The following is a 1,358-nucleotide window of genomic DNA, read 5'->3' as shown; positions in this document are numbered from 1 at the left end:
CCACGCCGCGGCTCGCGTTGATCCGGAGCTCACCCTCAGGAGAACGCACGACGGCGCCTGTCACCTTCCCGCTGTCATCGCTGAGCAGCGCTGTGGCAGGGGTGGAAACGCGGATGTCCACGTCCAGGTCATCGGCGGACTTCATGAGCCTGCCGGTCAGGGCTGTGCCGTTGACCAACTGCATGTTGCGGCGGTGGGTCAGCAGGTCCAGCAGATGGAAACCGAAGCGCCACCCGGCGTGGAAGATCCCGGTGAGGTTGCCCTGCGATGCCGAAAGGAACTTGCTGAGGTCCGGCCCGGCCATGATGCCCATGCCCAGGAAGGATGTCTCGTAGAGCTGGTGACGCATCTTGGCCCGCAAGGCAGGTTTGATGGCCCGGGCGTTGAGGGGTTTGGGACCCACCGAGCGGTGGCCCGTGCCTGCTCCGGGGAGATTGCCGTAAATGTCGTTGATCCTGCTGCCGGGAACGAACTGCAGGGACGTCTTGTCCTGGAAGAATCCCACCATGTGCGGGGATGCTTCCAGGAAGCCTTCCACGTTGTGCTCCCGGTAATCATCGCCCAGGACTCCACGGAGGTACGTCCGGAATGTTTCCTTATCCTCGGTGACGCCTTCGGCGTATGCCAGCGGGTTGGCGGGAGCCCATGCCCAGCCGCCGGACCACGACGTCGCGCCGCCGCAAACAGCGGACTTTTCCACGACGATGACCTTCAGCCCGTGATAGGCCGCCGTCACTGCCGCAGCGAGGCCGCCTGCTCCTGAACCGATGACAAGGACATCGCAGTCAAGGGTGGGGCGGGATGGGATGGTGTTCATGAAATGCTCCAGGTAAATGCGGGGGTATTGAGGACAGAGTCAGCTGCTGCTTTCAGCTGTTTGGCCCACGCGAGTTCGCCCATGGCGGCCACCCTGCTTCCGGAGGGGGTCTCGACGCTCACGGGGACCACTGCGGAGAAGGAGGCGAGCATGGACGTCAGGTCGAATTCGCCTTCTCCTGGTACGCCCCGCTCCGAGCGGGACTCAAGGATCAGCCCTTCCCTCCCGGGTGGCGGGATAGCGGGGCCATCGCAGAGCTGGATCATGGGTACCAGGTCCGCGGCGTCTTCAAGTTCAGCCCACGTGCCACCGAAGCGGTTGACGTGCAGGGCATCCACCACGATTTTGCAGTCTGCGCGGTCGGCGAGATCCACAGCCTGCGGAATGGAGCGGACGGTCTGGTAGGCAATGGGCTCCAGCGTGGGAACGATTCCGTACGCTGCGCCGTCCTGCGTCATCCGGGCGAGGTGGTCCCCGAAGCGGTCCAGGTCCGGGTCCGCGCAGGCAACAGTCAGCGTGGATGCTCCCAGGGCCTGGCCTG

2 protein-coding genes are annotated in these 1,358 nt (G+C 64.7%); both read right to left on the bottom strand.

Annotated features, from left to right (window positions below; genetic code table 11):
- On the bottom strand, positions 1-817 hold an 817-nt coding region (locus HP499_RS24300), incomplete at its 3' end, for an FAD-dependent oxidoreductase (protein ID WP_172326580.1).
- Positions 814-1,358 (bottom strand): sugar phosphate isomerase/epimerase (locus tag HP499_RS24295; RefSeq protein WP_172326579.1); only part of this gene is annotated, 545 nt, incomplete at its 5' end. The genes HP499_RS24300 and HP499_RS24295, both read right to left, overlap by 4 nt.

It is taken from the genome of Paenarthrobacter sp. CM16 (assembly GCF_013179505.1).
GTDB lineage: Bacteria > Actinomycetota > Actinomycetes > Actinomycetales > Micrococcaceae > Arthrobacter.
The sequence above is the reverse complement of the archived record's forward strand: the minus strand, read 5'-3'. Positions and strand labels throughout refer to the sequence as shown.